Source organism: Acetivibrio straminisolvens JCM 21531, assembly GCF_000521465.1.
Lineage (GTDB): Bacteria > Bacillota > Clostridia > Acetivibrionales > Acetivibrionaceae > Hungateiclostridium > Hungateiclostridium straminisolvens.
In genome coordinates this window covers 1-15,701 of the sequence record NZ_BAVR01000049.1, presented here as the reverse complement: position 1 = coordinate 15,701, position 15,701 = coordinate 1, and the positions used below count along the sequence as shown (strand labels likewise).

Annotated in this window: 10 protein-coding genes and 3 pseudogenes; 3 read left to right on the top strand and 10 right to left on the bottom strand. The window is 39.5% G+C overall.

Features of this window, described 5'->3' with window-relative positions:
- Positions 1-2: 2 nt before the first annotated feature.
- The 9 genes and pseudogenes from JCM21531_RS12590 to rpsO form a co-directional block, all read right to left on the bottom strand.
- Entirely contained in the window at positions 3-257 is a 255-nt protein-coding gene (locus JCM21531_RS12590; protein WP_038290402.1) for a (2Fe-2S) ferredoxin domain-containing protein, read from the bottom strand.
- 12 nt (positions 258-269) lie between these two features.
- Positions 270-1,019: a phosphotransferase gene (locus tag JCM21531_RS12585; protein WP_038290400.1), complete on the bottom strand. Its 750-nt coding sequence runs from the start codon at positions 1,017-1,019 to the stop codon at positions 270-272.
- Positions 1,016-3,634: pseudogene (gene adhE, locus JCM21531_RS12580) on the bottom strand (bifunctional acetaldehyde-CoA/alcohol dehydrogenase). Before adhE ends, JCM21531_RS12585 begins: the two are co-directional and overlap by 4 nt.
- The gene (locus JCM21531_RS12575) at positions 3,615-4,289 is read right to left on the bottom strand and encodes a redox-sensing transcriptional repressor Rex (protein ID WP_094184796.1); all 675 of its coding nucleotides are present in this window, start codon (positions 4,287-4,289) and stop codon (positions 3,615-3,617) included. Before JCM21531_RS12575 ends, adhE begins: the two are co-directional and overlap by 20 nt.
- 350 nt (positions 4,290-4,639) lie before the next feature.
- Positions 4,640-5,224, bottom strand: a complete 585-nt coding sequence (locus JCM21531_RS12570; RefSeq protein ID WP_038290398.1) for a dipicolinate synthase subunit B — start codon at positions 5,222-5,224, stop codon at positions 4,640-4,642.
- 3 nt (positions 5,225-5,227) lie between these two features.
- The gene (gene dpsA, locus JCM21531_RS12565; RefSeq protein WP_038290396.1) at positions 5,228-6,100 is read right to left on the bottom strand and encodes a dipicolinate synthase subunit DpsA; all 873 of its coding nucleotides are present in this window, start codon (positions 6,098-6,100) and stop codon (positions 5,228-5,230) included.
- Positions 6,101-6,315: 215 nt separating this feature from the next.
- Positions 6,316-7,574: pseudogene (locus JCM21531_RS12560) on the bottom strand (M16 family metallopeptidase).
- Between the two features lie 121 nt (positions 7,575-7,695).
- Positions 7,696-9,803: pseudogene (locus tag JCM21531_RS12555) on the bottom strand (polyribonucleotide nucleotidyltransferase).
- A 233-nt stretch (positions 9,804-10,036) separates the two neighbouring features.
- Complete coding sequence (rpsO, locus tag JCM21531_RS12550; protein WP_038290395.1) at positions 10,037-10,300, bottom strand: 30S ribosomal protein S15; 264 nt, start codon at positions 10,298-10,300, stop codon at positions 10,037-10,039.
- A 275-nt stretch (positions 10,301-10,575) separates the two neighbouring features.
- Here rpsO and JCM21531_RS12545 point away from each other — a divergent pair, with 275 nt between their 5' ends.
- The 3 genes from JCM21531_RS12545 (at position 10,576) to JCM21531_RS12535 (ending at position 11,760) form a co-directional block, all read left to right on the top strand.
- Entirely contained in the window at positions 10,576-10,806 is a 231-nt protein-coding gene (locus JCM21531_RS12545; protein WP_038290391.1) for a spore coat associated protein CotJA, read from the top strand.
- 12 nt (positions 10,807-10,818) lie between these two features.
- A complete protein-coding gene (locus tag JCM21531_RS12540; protein WP_038290390.1) occupies positions 10,819-11,064 on the top strand; it encodes a spore coat protein CotJB in 246 nt (81 codons plus the stop codon).
- A gap of 84 nt (positions 11,065-11,148) precedes the next feature.
- Positions 11,149-11,760 carry a manganese catalase family protein gene (locus tag JCM21531_RS12535; protein WP_038290387.1) on the top strand — a complete coding sequence of 204 codons (612 nt, stop codon included), beginning with the start codon at positions 11,149-11,151 and terminating at the stop codon, positions 11,758-11,760.
- A gap of 116 nt (positions 11,761-11,876) precedes the next feature.
- Here the strand turns inward: JCM21531_RS12535 and JCM21531_RS12530 are convergent, their stop codons facing one another.
- A complete protein-coding gene (locus JCM21531_RS12530) occupies positions 11,877-15,566 on the bottom strand; it encodes a glycoside hydrolase family 9 protein (RefSeq protein ID WP_038290385.1) in 3,690 nt (1,229 codons plus the stop codon).
- Positions 15,567-15,701: the final 135 nt, after the last annotated feature.

Below are 15,701 nucleotides of genomic sequence, written 5' to 3'. Positions count from 1 at the left end.
CTTTAACTTTCTTGGTCTTTTATTCTTTTTAGAATTTCCGTCTCAAAAAAGCTCTTTGCGTTTTCAGGTGTAACTGAAAACAGTTTATCGTCAACGGTCACACTGACACCATTAACACAGTTTTTCATGCAAAATGATCCGCCAAGTTCAATTTGGTCCTTTAAATTATGGCCGACAACCAAACTTTGCAGCTGTTCCACTATCTGCTTTGCTCCTTTTAGGTGGCAAGAGCTCCCTATGCAAATAGATACTTTCATCCAAAATACCTCCTATTCGTAGTCTACAACGTCAATCCAGCGCATTAACAATTCCCTTTCAGCCTCTCTGCCTTTTACAAGCTGCGATGCCGCTACAATTGAAATCCATTTTTGGACATACTGTTTGGCAGTATCGCTTTTTCTACAGAATAGATTCAAATACTTTTCTCCTTTGTCAATATCGCCGGCAAGCCAGAACAAAAGATATGTTCTTGCAGCATCGGCACTGGCATTTCCCTGGGTTGCATGCGACCAGTCAAGTATATAAGGCGTGCCGTCTTTTGTCATGATGATATTGCTTGGATTGAAATCTCCATGGCACACTTTGTTATGGTCAGGCATGCTCCCAAGTCTGGTATGAAGCTCATAACGAGTTGTAGCATCAAGCCCGGTCTCGGAGATTTTTCTGTGCATTTTGTCTTTCAGCTTGTTTAATAGCGGAGCTCTTTTGCTTAACACTTCCAACTGAATATCAACGAATAAATTCAGATATTCATCATACTTGTGGGGATTTTCCTTCATAAGCTGCTCTAAAGTCTTTCCTTCAATAAATTCCGTAACTATTGCCCACTTATCGTCAATTTTCGTTACCTCAAGGAGCTTTGGAATGTTAAGTCCTGTTTCCTCCACCCTTGCCTGGTTTAAAGCCTCATTTAGCACATTTGCCTTTGAATAGTTGCCGGAAAAGACTTTTATTGCCTTGTCTCCGTCCCTGTAAACGGTTTTGTCCGTTCTTACTGCTATAACCTTGTCAAGCTTCATTCCTTCGCACCTCCATAATATGCATTAAGATACATTTGCTTAATTTCATTCATGAGCGGGTATCTTGGATTTGCACCTGTGCACTGGTCGTCAAAAGCCTGCTCCACCATTTCGTCCAGTCTATCCAAGAATTCTTTTTCATCTATGTCATAATCTTTAATAGCCTTCTTGATGCCAACCTTTTCTTTAAGCTCATCAATAGCTTTAGTCAAGTTTTCAACTTTTTCTTCATTAGTCTTGCCTTTGATGCCCAGATAATCGGCAATTTCGGCATATCTTGCCAAAGTACGCGGATGGTCATACTGCGGGAAAGTACCCATTTTTGTTGGTGCTTCTGAAGCATTAAATCTAATTACCTCATTTATCATGAGTGCGTTGGCAACACCATGGGCAGGTGATAAAAAGCACCAAGCTTGTGTGCCATTGAGTGGCATACACCCAAGAAAGCATTGGCAAAAGCCATTCCGGCTATTGTTGCAGCATTGGCCATTTTTTCCCTCGCAACCGGGTCATTTGCACCGTTATCGTAAGCTTTCGGAAGATATTCAAATATCATCTTTATCGCGCGAAGAGCAAGGCTGTCTGTGTAGTCGGTTGCAAGCATCGAAACATAAGCCTCTAAAGCATGGGTCAATGCATCAATACCCGAAGCTGCGGTCAGTCCCTTTGGCGCATTCATCATCATATCGGCATCTACAATTGCCATGTTCGGCAATAATTCGTAGTCTGCCAGAGGATATTTAATTCCTGTCTTCTCATCGGTAATAACCGCAAAAGGTGTCACTTCAGAACCTGTACCTGCCGAAGTCGGAATTGCGATAAAGTATGCCTTCTGTCCCATTTTCGGGAAGGTGTAGACCCTCTTTCTTATATCCATAAATCTCATTGCCATGTCCATAAAGTCAACTTCCGGATGTTCATACATCACCCACATGATTTTAGCCGCATCCATGGCAGATCCGCCGCCAACTGCAATTATGGTGTCAGGCTGGAAAGCCAACATTTCTGCCGCTCCGGCTTGGCAGATGCAAGGGATGGGTCGGGAGCCACCTCAAAGAAGGTCTTATGCACAATTCCCATTTCGTCCAGCTTATCCGTAATCGGCTTGGTGTAGCCGTTATTATACAGGAAGGTATCCGTTACGATAAACACTTTCTTTTTACCCATCACATTTTTAAGCTCATCCAATGCAACAGGCAGACAACCTCTTTTTATATAAATTTTTTCAGGTGTTCTGAACCAGAGCATGTTCTCTCTCCTCTCGGCAACTGTTTTAATGTTTAGCAAATGCTTAACTCCTACATTGTCGGAAACCGAATTTCCTCCCCAAGAACCGCAGCCAAGGGTAAGAGACGGAGCAAGCTTGAAATTGTAAAGGTCACCGATACCTCCATGGGATGACGGAGTATTGATCAAAACACGGCAAGTTTTCATTCTCTCTGAGAATTTTTGAAGTTTTTCCTTCTGTGTTACCGTATCTATATACAGTGATGAAGTATGCCCAAAGCCACCGTCGGCAATCAATCTCTCCGCTTTGTTAAGAGCATCGTCAAAATCCTTTGCTCTATACATCGCAAGCACCGGAGACAATTTTTCATGGGCAAATTCTTCGGAAATATCCACGCTACTAACTTCACCAATCAGTATCTTTGTAGTCTCAGGTACATCAAATCCTGCAAGCTTTGCAATTGTTTGTGCTGTCTGACCTACTATTTTGGCATTTAATGCACCGTTTATAATAATTGTTTTTCTTACCTTTTCGGTTTCTTCTTCGTTTAAGAATAGCAGCCTCTTTTTGCAAATTCCTTTTTGACTTCTTTATATACCCCGTCCAAAACAATAACCGACTGTTCCGAAGCACAAATCATACCGTTGTCGAAAGTTTTTGAAAGTATTATTGAGTTCACAGCTAAAAGAATATCAGCCGAATCATCGATAATTGCCGGAGTGTTACCCGCTCCAACACCGATAGCCGGCTTACCCGAAGAGTAAGCTGCTTTTACCAATCCGGGGCCGCCTGTTGCAAGAATTACATCAGCTTCTCTCATTACCATGTTGGTAAGCTCCAGGCTCGGAACATCAATCCAGTCAATAATGCCTTCCGGAGCACCGGCTTTAACTGCTGCCTCCAAAACGATTCTTGCCGCTTCTATTGTTGAATTCTTCGCTCTGGGGTGAGGGCTTATGATAATGGCATTTCTCGTCTTTAATGCAATAAGAGTCTTAAAAATAGCTGTTGAAGTAGGGTTCGTAGTAGGTATAACCGCTGCAACAACCCCTAGAGGCTCTGCTATTTTCTTAATGCCAAAAGCATGGTCTTCTTCAATAACGCCGCAGGTTTTTGTGTTTTTGTATGCGTTATAAATGTATTCAGAAGCATAGTGGTTTTTGATAACCTTATCCTCAACCACTCCCATACCTGTTTCCTCCACAGCCATTTTGGCAAGAGGAATTCTCATTTTATTTGCCGCCATTGCCGCCTCAAAGAAAATTTTGTCAACCTGCTCCTGTGTATAAGTTGCATAAACTCTTTGGGCTTCTCTTAAACGTTTTAAAGCCTTTTCAAGATTTTCAACATTGTCTACAACTTCGTATCTATTTGTCATTTTCCTCATCTCCTTTTCCGATTTCATTGTTTTTTATTGCTTCTGCCAAATGGGCGGAAAGTACAGCCAGCGACGCCGCCATATTTTCCTGTTGAACTAAAATGTTATCCGGTACTTTTAGGTGGACAGGTGCAAAATTCCATATTGCATATATCCCGCTGTCTACAAGCATATCGCATGCTTTCTGAGCTGAGTGTGCAGGCACGGTTATAATACCTATACGAACTTTCATCCTCTGACATAATTCCTTCATTTTGCTCAAAGGAAAAATCTTTTTTCCGCATATTTCAGTACCGACTTTGCTTTCATCAGCATCAAATGCCGCAACAATATTTAATCCGTATTCTTTAAATCCCTCATAGGACAAAAGAGCTCCTCCAAGCCTTCCTGCGCCTACAATTATTGCATCATTTAAAGCGTCATATCCAAGAAAACTTTCTATATCCCTTATCAACTCTTCAGCAACATATCCAAGCTTGGGACGACCTTTCTTGCTTACACAGGCCAAATCCTTTCGAACTTGCACATCATTTAGGCCTAGCGCTGTAGCGATGGTTGTGGCAGATACATACTCACACTCATCTTTTGGCAGCGACTTTAAGTAACTTAAATATGAAGGTAATCTCAAAAGAGTCTGTTTGGAGATAGCTTTTGGATTCATAATTTTATTGATCCTTTCTTTGTATAAATTAATAAAATTCATTACACTATTTTAATCAATCCACTCCTTTTTACTCAAGTACCAGAAAGATGATTAATATCGGTAATTTTTTATCGATATTTTGTTATCGATATAATTGTATCGTTTTATACAATCAAAGTCAATATATTTTTTATATATTTTGATGTCATTTTAAACACCAGTTTTATATACTTTTCACAAAAATAGAAGCTTGGGACATTAAGCACCTTCGCTTTTACCTCTTTCATTCAACTTTAAGAAATCAAATAAAAAAGTAGAAGCTTAAACTTTAGCTCCTACTCTTTTAGCACTGATTTCAACTTTTACATTAATCAATACTTTATAAGCAACGGTTGAATCTGTTTATGATTCAAAGCTTCAAGGATCGTCGGCATTATCTGTGTTGTGTCTGCGACCAAAGAATTCGGCTTGGTCCCCGGCACATCCTGACCAAAGGGCACAAGATATATATTTTTCATATTTAAAAGCATTCCGATATTTTTTGCATTTGCCCCCAGTCCGTCGTTTGTAGAAATAGCAATAACCATCGGCTTTTGATTTCTAAGATGAGCCTTGCACGCCATAGTTACTGTAGTGTCGGTTATTCCGTTTGCAATTTTTGCCAAAGTATTGCCGGTACACGGCGCCACTACTACTATATCAAGAAAAGATTTGGGTCCTATTGGTTCTGCTTCAACTATGCTATTTATAATCTTGTTTCCGGTAATTCCTTCAAGTTTTAGCCTTAAATCCTCTGCCCTTCCAAACCTCGTATCAAACTTACTTACCGAATCCGACAGTATCGGATAAACCTTGGCACCATTACTTACAAGCTTTTCAATCTCGGGTATTACTTTATCTATGGTGCAAAAGGAACCGGTAAGCCCAAATCCAATTTTAATCCCCTCCAGTAACATTTTCTATACCCCCAACTCATCAATAATATTACTAACTGTGTCTTTGATAAATTTGGCTGCTGTCACTGGTGCTACTTTTCCCGGAAGAGAAAGAGCCCATATTGTTTTTATTCCCATTTCTTTTGCTTTTTCAAAGTCAATTCCACCAGGCTTGGAAGCAAGATCTATCAAAATGCAATCCTTATTCACTTTCCTGAGTAAATTTTCATCCAGCACAATGCTGGGGATGGTATTAAAAATAACGTTCGCTCTCTCTATGTAATTCTCAAGTTCGTTTATGAAAACCGGTTTGTAACCATAGCTTTCAATCCAAGCCAAGTCAGAATATTTTCTAGCTTCAACATATACATTACTTCCTATACCCTGAAGCATTTTTGCAAGAGTTTTTCCAATTCTTCCGAATCCTAAAATTAGTGCATTGCTTCCATGAAGAGTTATAGGCATTTCCTCCATTGCAATTTGAATTGCTCCTTCTGCAGTGGGAATGGCATTTAAAACCGCCATTTCTTCTCTTTCGAGCAAATCTATTGAATATACATTGTAGACATCTGCAAGTTGAGCAATCTTTTCACTGATTCTTCCGGCAATAAACAACTGGCTTTTTTTCATCTTTTTAAATATGTCTTTAATAAAAATTCTTTGGGGATGAAAAGGTGCATTAATTGTTTCATTATCTGTTGAACATGGGGTAGGACCTATTACTACATCAGCTTCCTCAATTGCGTAGTCTAGCTCCTCGCTTTCTTTAATTTCTATCTCGAAGTTCGATTTCTTAAATCCATATATATTAACCTTGTTTCCTTCCGAGGCAATCAACTCAGCCAATTTGACACTCCTAAGATCACCACCGATAATTGTAAATTTCTTATTTTTCACTATATTACCTCCTCCTGATTGCAAAAATTCAAGTCACATTTCAAAAGTTTATATAATGTTTTAATTCTTTTGTACTATGAACCGACTTATGGTGACTTAGTATATCTTATGTACATTAGAAATTATAAGTGCTTGTATAAATTAGAATTAAGCTTTGAATATCCAGACTTAAAAAACCTCGAAACCAATCAAGTTTTGGTTTCGAGTTTTTTAACTCAAACATCTATTATTTTTCCAATATCTATCTCCTTTTTTATGTTGCCCACTATCGAAAAGCTAATTTTATTCAAACAAAAAATGCGCTTTATAACTTGTTCAACCCTTTCCAGATTTACCGCATCAATTTTCTTTAATATTTCATCCGGAGTATATATATTATTCATGAGGACTTCCGACTTTCCTATGCTGTTCATCCTGCTGCTAGTACTCTCAAGTCCAAGTATATAGTTTCCTTTAAGTTGTTCTTTAGATTTTTCAAGCTCATCCCTTGAAATACCTTCTTTTATAAGTGTTTTAATTTCTTTTATTATAAGCTCTACAACTTTTTCCAAATGCTCGGCATTCATTCCGGCATATATCGTAAACAAACCGGCATTTCTATAGGATGACGGATAGGAGTATATGGAATACACCAATCCCATTTCTTCCCTAATTTTCTGAAACATCCTCGAACTCATCCCACCGCCCAATACATTATTTACGGCAAGCAGAGGATATAACTCATCACTTCCGTGCGCAATTCCTTCAAATCCTATACAGATGTGTATTTGCTCCGTATCCTTCACCTTAATTTTAGAATTCACTTTAAACTCTGCATTTTCAATACCTTTACTGCCTTTGCCGCTAACATTCCATCCGCCGAATTTTTCCTTTATAGTATCAATTATTTTGTCCTCGTCAAAGTTTCCGGCAACAGCTATGACCGTATTCTCCGGCAAATACCGCTCATTCATATAGGCTTTGATTTTATCTTTGTTAATGTCGAAAAGGGTGTCCCGTGTCCCCAGAATGGGAAATCCTAAGGAGTTATCCTCCATACAGTTTCAGAAAGAATATCATGAACCAGTTCCTCGGGAGAATCCTCGTACATCCCAATCTCTTCTAAAATTACTTTCTTTTCAATTTCTATATCCTTTTCCTCAAACCTGGAATTAAAAAACATATCCGAAAGAACATCTAAAGCAATATCAGCATGGGAATCAAGAGTCTTTGCATAATAACATGTACATTCCTTTCCTGTAAACGCATTAAGTTGACCTCCAATGCTGTCAATGCTGTCGGCAATCTCCCTGGCACTCCTATTATCAGTCCCCTTAAAAAGCATATGTTCAATAAAATGAGATATTCCGTTATTGGATGGATTTTCACTCCTTGAACCGGTTCCAACCCAGATACCGATAGAAACAGATCTAAGATAAGGAATTCTCTCACAAACTACCCTGATACCGTTTTCCAACTTTATTCGTTTATACATATAACCTCCATGTTTTATATCTGAAATGTTTTAAATATGAAATTAAGTAAGGCGCAAATACAACGAAATTCACGCCTTACTTTTTTAAATAAATATATCTCCAGAATAACCAAGTAAAGGATCAGTTTTTCTTACTTTCCCCTTCACCTTCCATTGCATCCTTCCTTGAAAGATTTATACGTCCCTGCTTGTCAATCTCCATAACCTTGACAAGTATCTGGTCTCCAACATTTACTATATCCTCAACCTTTTCAACCCTCTTCTTATCCAGCTTACTGATATGAACAAGGCCTTCTTTTCCCGGTAAAAATTCTACAAATGCTCCAAAGGATGTCACCCTGATAACTCTTCCCATAAATACCTGACCCGGTTCAATCTCCTTTGCTATTCCTTCTATCATGCTGAGAGCCCTTTTACCGGCTTCAGAATCCGAGCTAAATATATAAACTCTACCATCGTCATTAATATCTATCTTTACTCCGGTTTCGTCAATTATCTTGTTTATCATTTTACCGCCAGGACCTATTACTTCCCTGATTTTATCAGGATTTATCGAAGTTGAAATAATCTTCGGTGCATACTTGGACATTTCCTTCCTCGGTTCGGGAATAGCTTTGAGCAACACATCGTCAATAATATGCAAGCGCCCTTTTCTTGTAAGCTCAAATGCCTGCCGTATAATTTCTTCAGTCAGTCCGTCCACCTTTATATCAACCTGAATAGCAGTTATTCCATCCTTTGTTCCTGCAACCTTAAAGTCCATATCTCCAAAGAAATCCTCTATGCCCTGAATATCCATAAAAGTCACAAACCTGTCCGGATTATTCTCGTCAACAACCAAACCGGCAGAAATTCCTGCAACAGGCTTTTTGATTGGTACACCCGCATCCATAAGTGCCAGAGTACTTCCGCAAACGCTTCCTTGAGATGTGGAACCATTTGACATAAGCACTTCGGATACAACCCTTATAGTATAAGGAAATTCCTCTTCACTTGGAATCACGGGTTCCAATGCCCTTTCCGCAAGAGCTCCATGTCCTATTTCCCTTCTACGGCCTCTTGAACTTTTGGCTTCACCACGCTGTATCCGGGGAAATTATAGTGATGCATATATCTTTTTGTTTCTTCAGGGTCAATACCATCCAGTATCTGAACATCCCCCATAGCACCCAAGGTAACACTTGAAAGCACTTGGGTCTGTCCTCTTGTGAAAAGACCTGAACCATGAACTCTAGGAAGCAGCCCAACTTCAGCCGATAGAGGTCTTATTTCATCAAGTCTTCTGCCATCAACTCTTCTACCTTCTTCTAAAATATATTCCCTTACAATTTTCTTCTCAAGCTTATATATTGCTTCTTTGATGGCTGATTCCATTTCAGGGAATACTTCTGCAAAATGCTCTGTTATTTCCTTGGTAAGCTCATCAATATTTTTGTCTCTTTCCTGCTTGTCCACAGCAAGTACGGCTTCCCTCATCTTGTGATATGCAAATTCTTTGACAGCATTGAATATTTCCTCGGGAACTTCCGCAGATTCATATTCAAATTTAGGTTTGCCGACTTCCTTTACAATACCGTCTATAAATTCAACAATTTTCTTTATTTCATCATGGCCTTTTTTGATGGCATCTAAAATAACTTCATCGGGAACCTCATTTGCTCCCGCTTCTATCATGACGATTTTATCCCTAGTACCTGCCAAAGTAATATACATCTGGCTTACTTCTCTCTGTTTTTCAGTTGGATTTATAATTACTTCACCGTCAATAAGTCCCAGTATAACTCCTCCTACAGGACCGTTAAACGGTATGTCTGAAATTGACAGAGCTATGGAAGATCCCAACAAAGCGGCAACCTCCGGAGAGTTGTCCTGATCAACGGACAATACGGTATTTACAATCGCCACATCATTCCTTAAATCCTTTGGAAATAAAGGCCTTAAGGGTCTGTCTATAACTCTGGATGTAAGTATTGCCTTTTCTGACGGTTTACCTTCCCTTTTTATGAAACCTCCGGGAATTTTTCCTACAGCATACAACCTTTCTTCATAATCCACACTCAAAGGGAAAAAGTCAATTCCTTCTCTTGGTGCTGCCGAAGCGGTAGCTGTTGAAAGCACAACAGTATCACCATATCTAACCAATACTGAGCCATTTGCCAGTTGAGCAAGCTTTCCAGTCTCAATAATAAGTTTTCTTCCGGCTAACTCCATGCTGAAAGTTTTATGCATTATACAATCCTCCTCTTACTTAAACCACAGACTGTAGGATGTAGATTCTACAGCAAAAGCTCCTCATCTTCTGCTTTTGCAGCACAATCTACCTTCTACCGTCTGCAGTTTAAAATCAGTTCTAGTTTTTATTTTAAAGTTTATATTTTTTATTATATCAGATTTATATACTTTGTATTTATTCCAGTTCATACTGTAATAATATAAAAAAGCGGATTACTCCGCTCTTTTTATTATTTTCTAAGATTTAACTTTTCGACAATTGCACGGTATCTTTCGATGTCAATCTTCATAAGATAGTTTAACAAACCTCTTCTGTGTCCAACCATTTTAAGAAGTCCTCTTCTTGAATGGTGGTCTTTCTTGTGAATTTTTAAATGTTCGGTAAGGTGATTGATTCTTTGTGTAAGAAGAGCAATCTGAACCTCTGGTGAACCGGTGTCTGTGTCGTGTAACTTGTAATTGTTAATTATCTCTTGTTTAATTTCCTTTTGCATAAAAAAATATCCTCCTTTTTTTTGATCCCTATGGCTAAGTAAAGGGTCGGAGTTACCCTAAACTGAGCTCATAGTTATATTTCCCTCAAACATTCTAACATACTAACTAGATACTGTAAAGAATGAATATAAAAATTTTTTCAATAAATATTATATCCTTTTTTATCACGTTCTTTTCATCAATTGGAATATTATAATGAACTTTTTACTTCTTATAAGAATATTATGTTTATAAAATAGTCTACCATAAAATTGTTAACTTGGAGGGAATCAAAATGATGGTACATCCGAATTGCAACACAGGTATGCTACAGCCTGCATATAATCAGGGCATGATGCATAATGTGAAAATCCATTGCATGCCAATGAAGCTTGCACATGCTTACGTTCCATTTCAATGCATAGGCTGCATATTTCCGCCTATGAAGGGCCTTAATGCCGGAACAATATTTCCCGAACTATACAGCCCTTATGGGACAGACCCCGAATACACTGTAGACGCCTAAGGAGGTGAAAACATGGATCCGAATCAAGCTAAACTGCTAAAAGAAGTAATGGCTGCCGATTTTACACTTATTGATTTAAACCTGTATCTGAATACCCACCCCTACGACCAGAATACCATAATGCTCTTTAACAACTGTGCCCAAAGGGCAAAAATGCTCCGAAACCAGTACGAGAAATTGTATGGTCCGTTAACTGTCCAAAACTCTCCCTACAAATGTCCGTGGCAGTGGATAAACAGCCCGTGGCCATGGGAATAGTTGTAGGAGCATACTCAATTTTGAGCTTTGCAATCAAAATTTATTTTTATATTTTTACGATGTTTTTCCCAAGGAGGTAAGAAAATGTGGGTTTATGAAAAGAAACTCGAATATCCGGTAAGAATTAAAACGCCAAATCCCAAATTGGCAAAGTATATTATTTCCCAATACGGCGGACCTGATGGAGAGCTTGCCGCTTCTTTGAGATATTTAAGTCAGAGATTCAGCATGCCGACAAATGAGGCAAAAGGAATTTTAAACGACATAGGTACTGAAGAATTGGCCCATCTCGAGATGGTTGGCACCATAGTATATCAACTCACAAGAGGTGTCCCGGCAGATGTACTTGAACGCGCAGGACTCGGTGCATATTATACTGATCATGACCATGCTGTCTACCCCATGGGTGCAAGCGGTACTCCCTTCACTGCAGCATATATACAATCAAAGGGTGATCCCATAGCCGATTTGCATGAGGACCTTGCAGCAGAACAAAAAGCACGTGCCACTTATGAAAACCTTATAAATCTTGCCGATGACCCCGATGTAATTGATCCGTTAAGATTCTTAAGAGAAAGAGAAGTTGTACATTTCCAGCGTTTCGGAGAAGCTCTTAGAATAGTACAGGATAAACTTGCCGAAAAACCTTTCTATGTGAAAAAACCCGATTGCATGAATCCGGTGTATAAAAGATAATCCGTTCTGTTTCAAAAGCTAAAAATCAAAAAATATATAGAGCCGCAATATTTTTTAAATTAAAACTTAAAAAGGACCGGCATCAACCGGTCCTTGATAAGCAATTTCATATCATCTTATTTATATGGCAATTCTTCTATATTCTTTGTGATATATCTCTTTAATATTGAGAAGTCTGTTGAGTTAACGTTGCCGTCTGCATTCACATCTGCATTGTCAAGATTAATTTCAACATACTCTTTCTTAAGGTATCTTCTCAATGCTGAAAGGTCTGTTGAATTAACTTTGCCGTCACCATTGCAGTCACCGTAAAGTATTTCCGGTTCTTCGGGGTCTTCGGGGTCTTCAGGATCTTCGTCTTCTATACCACCCGGCGGTATTCCCCATACAAGCTCACCATTCTTATATAAGGTAACCTTATCATAATCCTGGAACGCTTTTATAGTTGGATCAAACGAGTAGTCGTTTGACTGATCGTGTACGGAGTTGTCTGAATATCTTATAACAAACTGTATTTCTCCGGTCTGACCGCCAGCAGGCAGCTTGACATCCTTGAATTCCAACTGCAGATAATGCTCATCACCCGAACCACCAAAGGACGGGATAAGATTTCCGGAACCGATAGGTGTATAGTAGCAGTTAAACTGAAGCTGCGAATTAGCCTCTTTAGTAAAGTAGTATCTTAATACCATATCCTTTAATGAGTAATCCCTGTTACCGGTGTTAACAATATTGAATTTACCTTTGATTTCCTGATTGGATGCCTGTGTACTGTCACACATATACTGTACTTTTACATCACGAGCCTGCTTTACAAATATCTTTACTGAAGAAGGTGATGAAGCAGCATTGTCATCATCATAGGCAATTACACTTATTTCATGCTCACCTTCCACTGCCTTCCACTCATATTCATATGGAGCTTCCTTGTCTGAACCGATTACCTTACCATCAACCAAGAAATCAACTCTGGAAATTTTTCCGTCAGAGTCGCTGGCTGTTGCCGAAATAGTCAAAAATTCATTTCCGTATGCCTTAACATTTGACTTAGGTGCAGTAAGTTTTACGGTAGGCTTTACAATTACTTTAACCAGTACAGGAGTTACCGGTGATTCGATTCTTCTTCCGTCTGCCAAAACTGCAACAGCTTTAAGATTATATGATCCGACAGCAGCTCCCGTTATTTTTGCTGTGTAAGGTGCAGTTGTGTCACTGGAAATAAGTGTGTCTCCATTGTAAAATTCCACCTTGGATACAGTAGTCTTAGACTTAACACTTGCACTTATATTAATGTCTTTACCTGCTTCATATCTTTCACCTGCAACAGGTGAATCAATAGTTACCTTGTCGGTTTCGCTATCAGTGTACTGCTCATCAAGATAAGCTGTTACCCATGCAAATGGAGCATTCCAGTTAACAGTTATCTCATTGGTTGACCATGAGTCGGTATGGTCGATAAAGCACTTCTGCGGCGGAGTGGTCTTCTTAACAGCAGCATTTATTGTCGGGTCTTCAAAACGGGAGTTCGGACCGCCGGAAATTATACCCGGAGGTGGAGCCGGCCATTTGCTGCTAGTTTGAGGAGTCCAGAACCTGTCATGAGGATTCTGAAGCGCACGCTCGCCGTATCCTGTTACATAGCTCTGATCCATTGCGTTTCTTCCCAACAGGTAGCTCATACCGTCAAATATTCCATCCAAATATTTAGAATCATTTGAGAAGTCACGTGCATATCCCATTACAATCATCTGATTTAATACGAAAGAGTTTGAACCCCATGGATAACCGCCACGCTCATCCTCAGCCTGTTTGATTGGTAGTCTGTAACCCTGTTCTTCAATATTTTCAAGCCACTTATCGGCAGCTTTTATTATATTGTTTCTAGCCTTTTGAATTTCTGTAGCAGGTAAACCATTTTCAACCAATGCAAGAGTAACGGTACCTAAACCTTGAGTAGTTCCCCAAGTGAAGCATCCCCACAATCCGCTATCTTCGTTAGTTCCGCCCATCTTTGCAGGCATTTCAAGGTAGTGAGGCGAATTCATCAGATATTCCTTATACTCTGATTTGCCTGTTGTCACATAAAGCTCACAAGCTGCCCAGTAGAACTCATCCCCGACATAGTCGTCATTGTATGGTCCGCCACCGGGGCCACCGCTACCTGGAGTGTACTCGGCCAAAATATCGGGATGCTTTAATGCTGCCTGCCATGCTATTTCAGCCTTCTGCAGACAGTCAGCTGCAAACACCGGATCATATTCTTGCCACAGACGTGCACTCTGTGCCAAAGTTGCTGCAAAGTTAAGAGTTGCAGCGGTACTTACCGGTCTTAAGTAACGCTCTTGAGGGTCTTCGTGAGGCAACAATCCCAATGCAGTCCATCTGTAGTCGTGAATCTTATGATGCACCATTCCTGCAATAGAAGGATCCTCTTTTTCGGTAACCTGCATTTTCTTGAAGAACTCAATTTCCCATCTTGCTTCATCAAGAATATCAGGATAACCGTTGTTTTGCTCTGGTATGTTCATTCCACCGTCTCTATATGGTCCCCAGTTGTCAAGACCTCTAATTTTTGCTCTTTCATACATGTTCATCAATGTCCAAACAGCAATACCGCCGTTTACAACATATTTACCGTGGTCACCGGCATCATACCATCCACCGGTTACATCTTTTGAATAACTCTTCTGAGGTATTCCTGCATATTGATCGGTCTGTGGCCATGTAGGAACACTTGTATCTCCCTTGTTCGGGTCAATACCAATATGTCCTGCAGGTCTTGTCCACTGTTCTCCTCCTGCATACGGCATTTCAATAGCAATACCGCTTCTCTTGTGATAGAAGAAGGATAAAGCATCATACTTCATCTGGGTATAAATATCTTTACGAATATCAAAAGGATGGCTGTAGTTTGTAACGCTATTTACAGTTGGAAGCTCAAAATAATAGCCTATTCCCTCTGTCGTAAAATCGGAAAAATCAATCCAATGTACGTTGTCCTGGGAATCTTTATCAAGCCCTTTCGGTATTGTATTACCTTCCAAAACTACAACACCTGCGGCATTCTTAAGCTCCCACTTTACAGGTTGCTTCGAATCGCATACAACAGTAGCAACTTTTTTTCCTTCCGGCAGGTATCCCACCTGGTTAACACGTACATCAGGCTGCTTAAGTTCATCAACTACAGGTTTGGTAAACTCCGGATCATAAAGGGAAATATCGTCAATGTAAACTGTATACGGAGGATTTGCTGCCAATTCACCACCTAAGTGGAATGTAAACTCGCATGTATCATCAGTGGGCTTATCCATTATAAATGTCTCGTCAATTTCCAATACCTTTCCTGCTGTCAACTTATATGCGGTCCACTTGTTGTTCCAATATTCTTCATAGGGCTCACCCATCTGTCCTATCTTTATATATGCACTACAGGACGCATCTGACCAAATCTTAAGACGTACTCTGTATGTATGCCCCTGTTCAAGAGTAATACCACGGTGTCTCATCTGAACGCTCCACTTTTTTTCACCCTTGTCAAGGACAGTAACTGCAAATGCTTTATTTCCAGGCTGTCCCGGAACATCAACTACATCAAAGGAACATTTTCCTCCAGTATCCTCACAAGTATGCCATGGATAACAAAGACCTTCATCAAAAGTTCTCTCATATAAGAGGTCGTTTTTATAAGGTGTCAGATTCGGAGAATTGTCTTCACCCGCATATACTGATACTGATGTCGTTGGCACCAGAAAAGTCAATAAAACTGTCAATAAGACAGCAAAGCTGATTGACCTTCTAATTTTCATATTCTTCCCTCCCATTAATAATTGTTGCAATTAGAATTGAAGCATTCACATTTTAATTACACTTCAAACTAGCAAAAATAGGTTAATCACCCCACTTATGAGTTCACCTCCTTAAAAGCTAATTATTATTATTTG

Bases quoted from the DNA above. Each gene is read 5' to 3' on its own strand.
- JCM21531_RS12590 (WP_038290402.1), bottom strand. From the start codon at position 257: ATGAAAGTATCTATTTGCATAGGGAGCTCTTGCCACCTAAAAGGAGCA.
- JCM21531_RS12585 (WP_038290400.1), bottom strand. From the start codon at position 1,019: ATGAAGCTTGACAAGGTTATAGCAGTAAGAACGGACAAAACCGTTTAC.
- JCM21531_RS12570 (WP_038290398.1), bottom strand. From the start codon at position 5,224: ATGTTACTGGAGGGGATTAAAATTGGATTTGGGCTTACCGGTTCCTTT.
- rpsO (WP_038290395.1), bottom strand. From the start codon at position 10,300: ATGCAAAAGGAAATTAAACAAGAGATAATTAACAATTACAAGTTACAC.
- JCM21531_RS12545 (WP_038290391.1), top strand. From the start codon at position 10,576: ATGATGGTACATCCGAATTGCAACACAGGTATGCTACAGCCTGCATAT.
- JCM21531_RS12540 (WP_038290390.1), top strand. From the start codon at position 10,819: ATGGATCCGAATCAAGCTAAACTGCTAAAAGAAGTAATGGCTGCCGAT.
- JCM21531_RS12535 (WP_038290387.1), top strand. From the start codon at position 11,149: ATGTGGGTTTATGAAAAGAAACTCGAATATCCGGTAAGAATTAAAACG.
- JCM21531_RS12530 (WP_038290385.1), bottom strand. From the start codon at position 15,566: ATGAAAATTAGAAGGTCAATCAGCTTTGCTGTCTTATTGACAGTTTTA.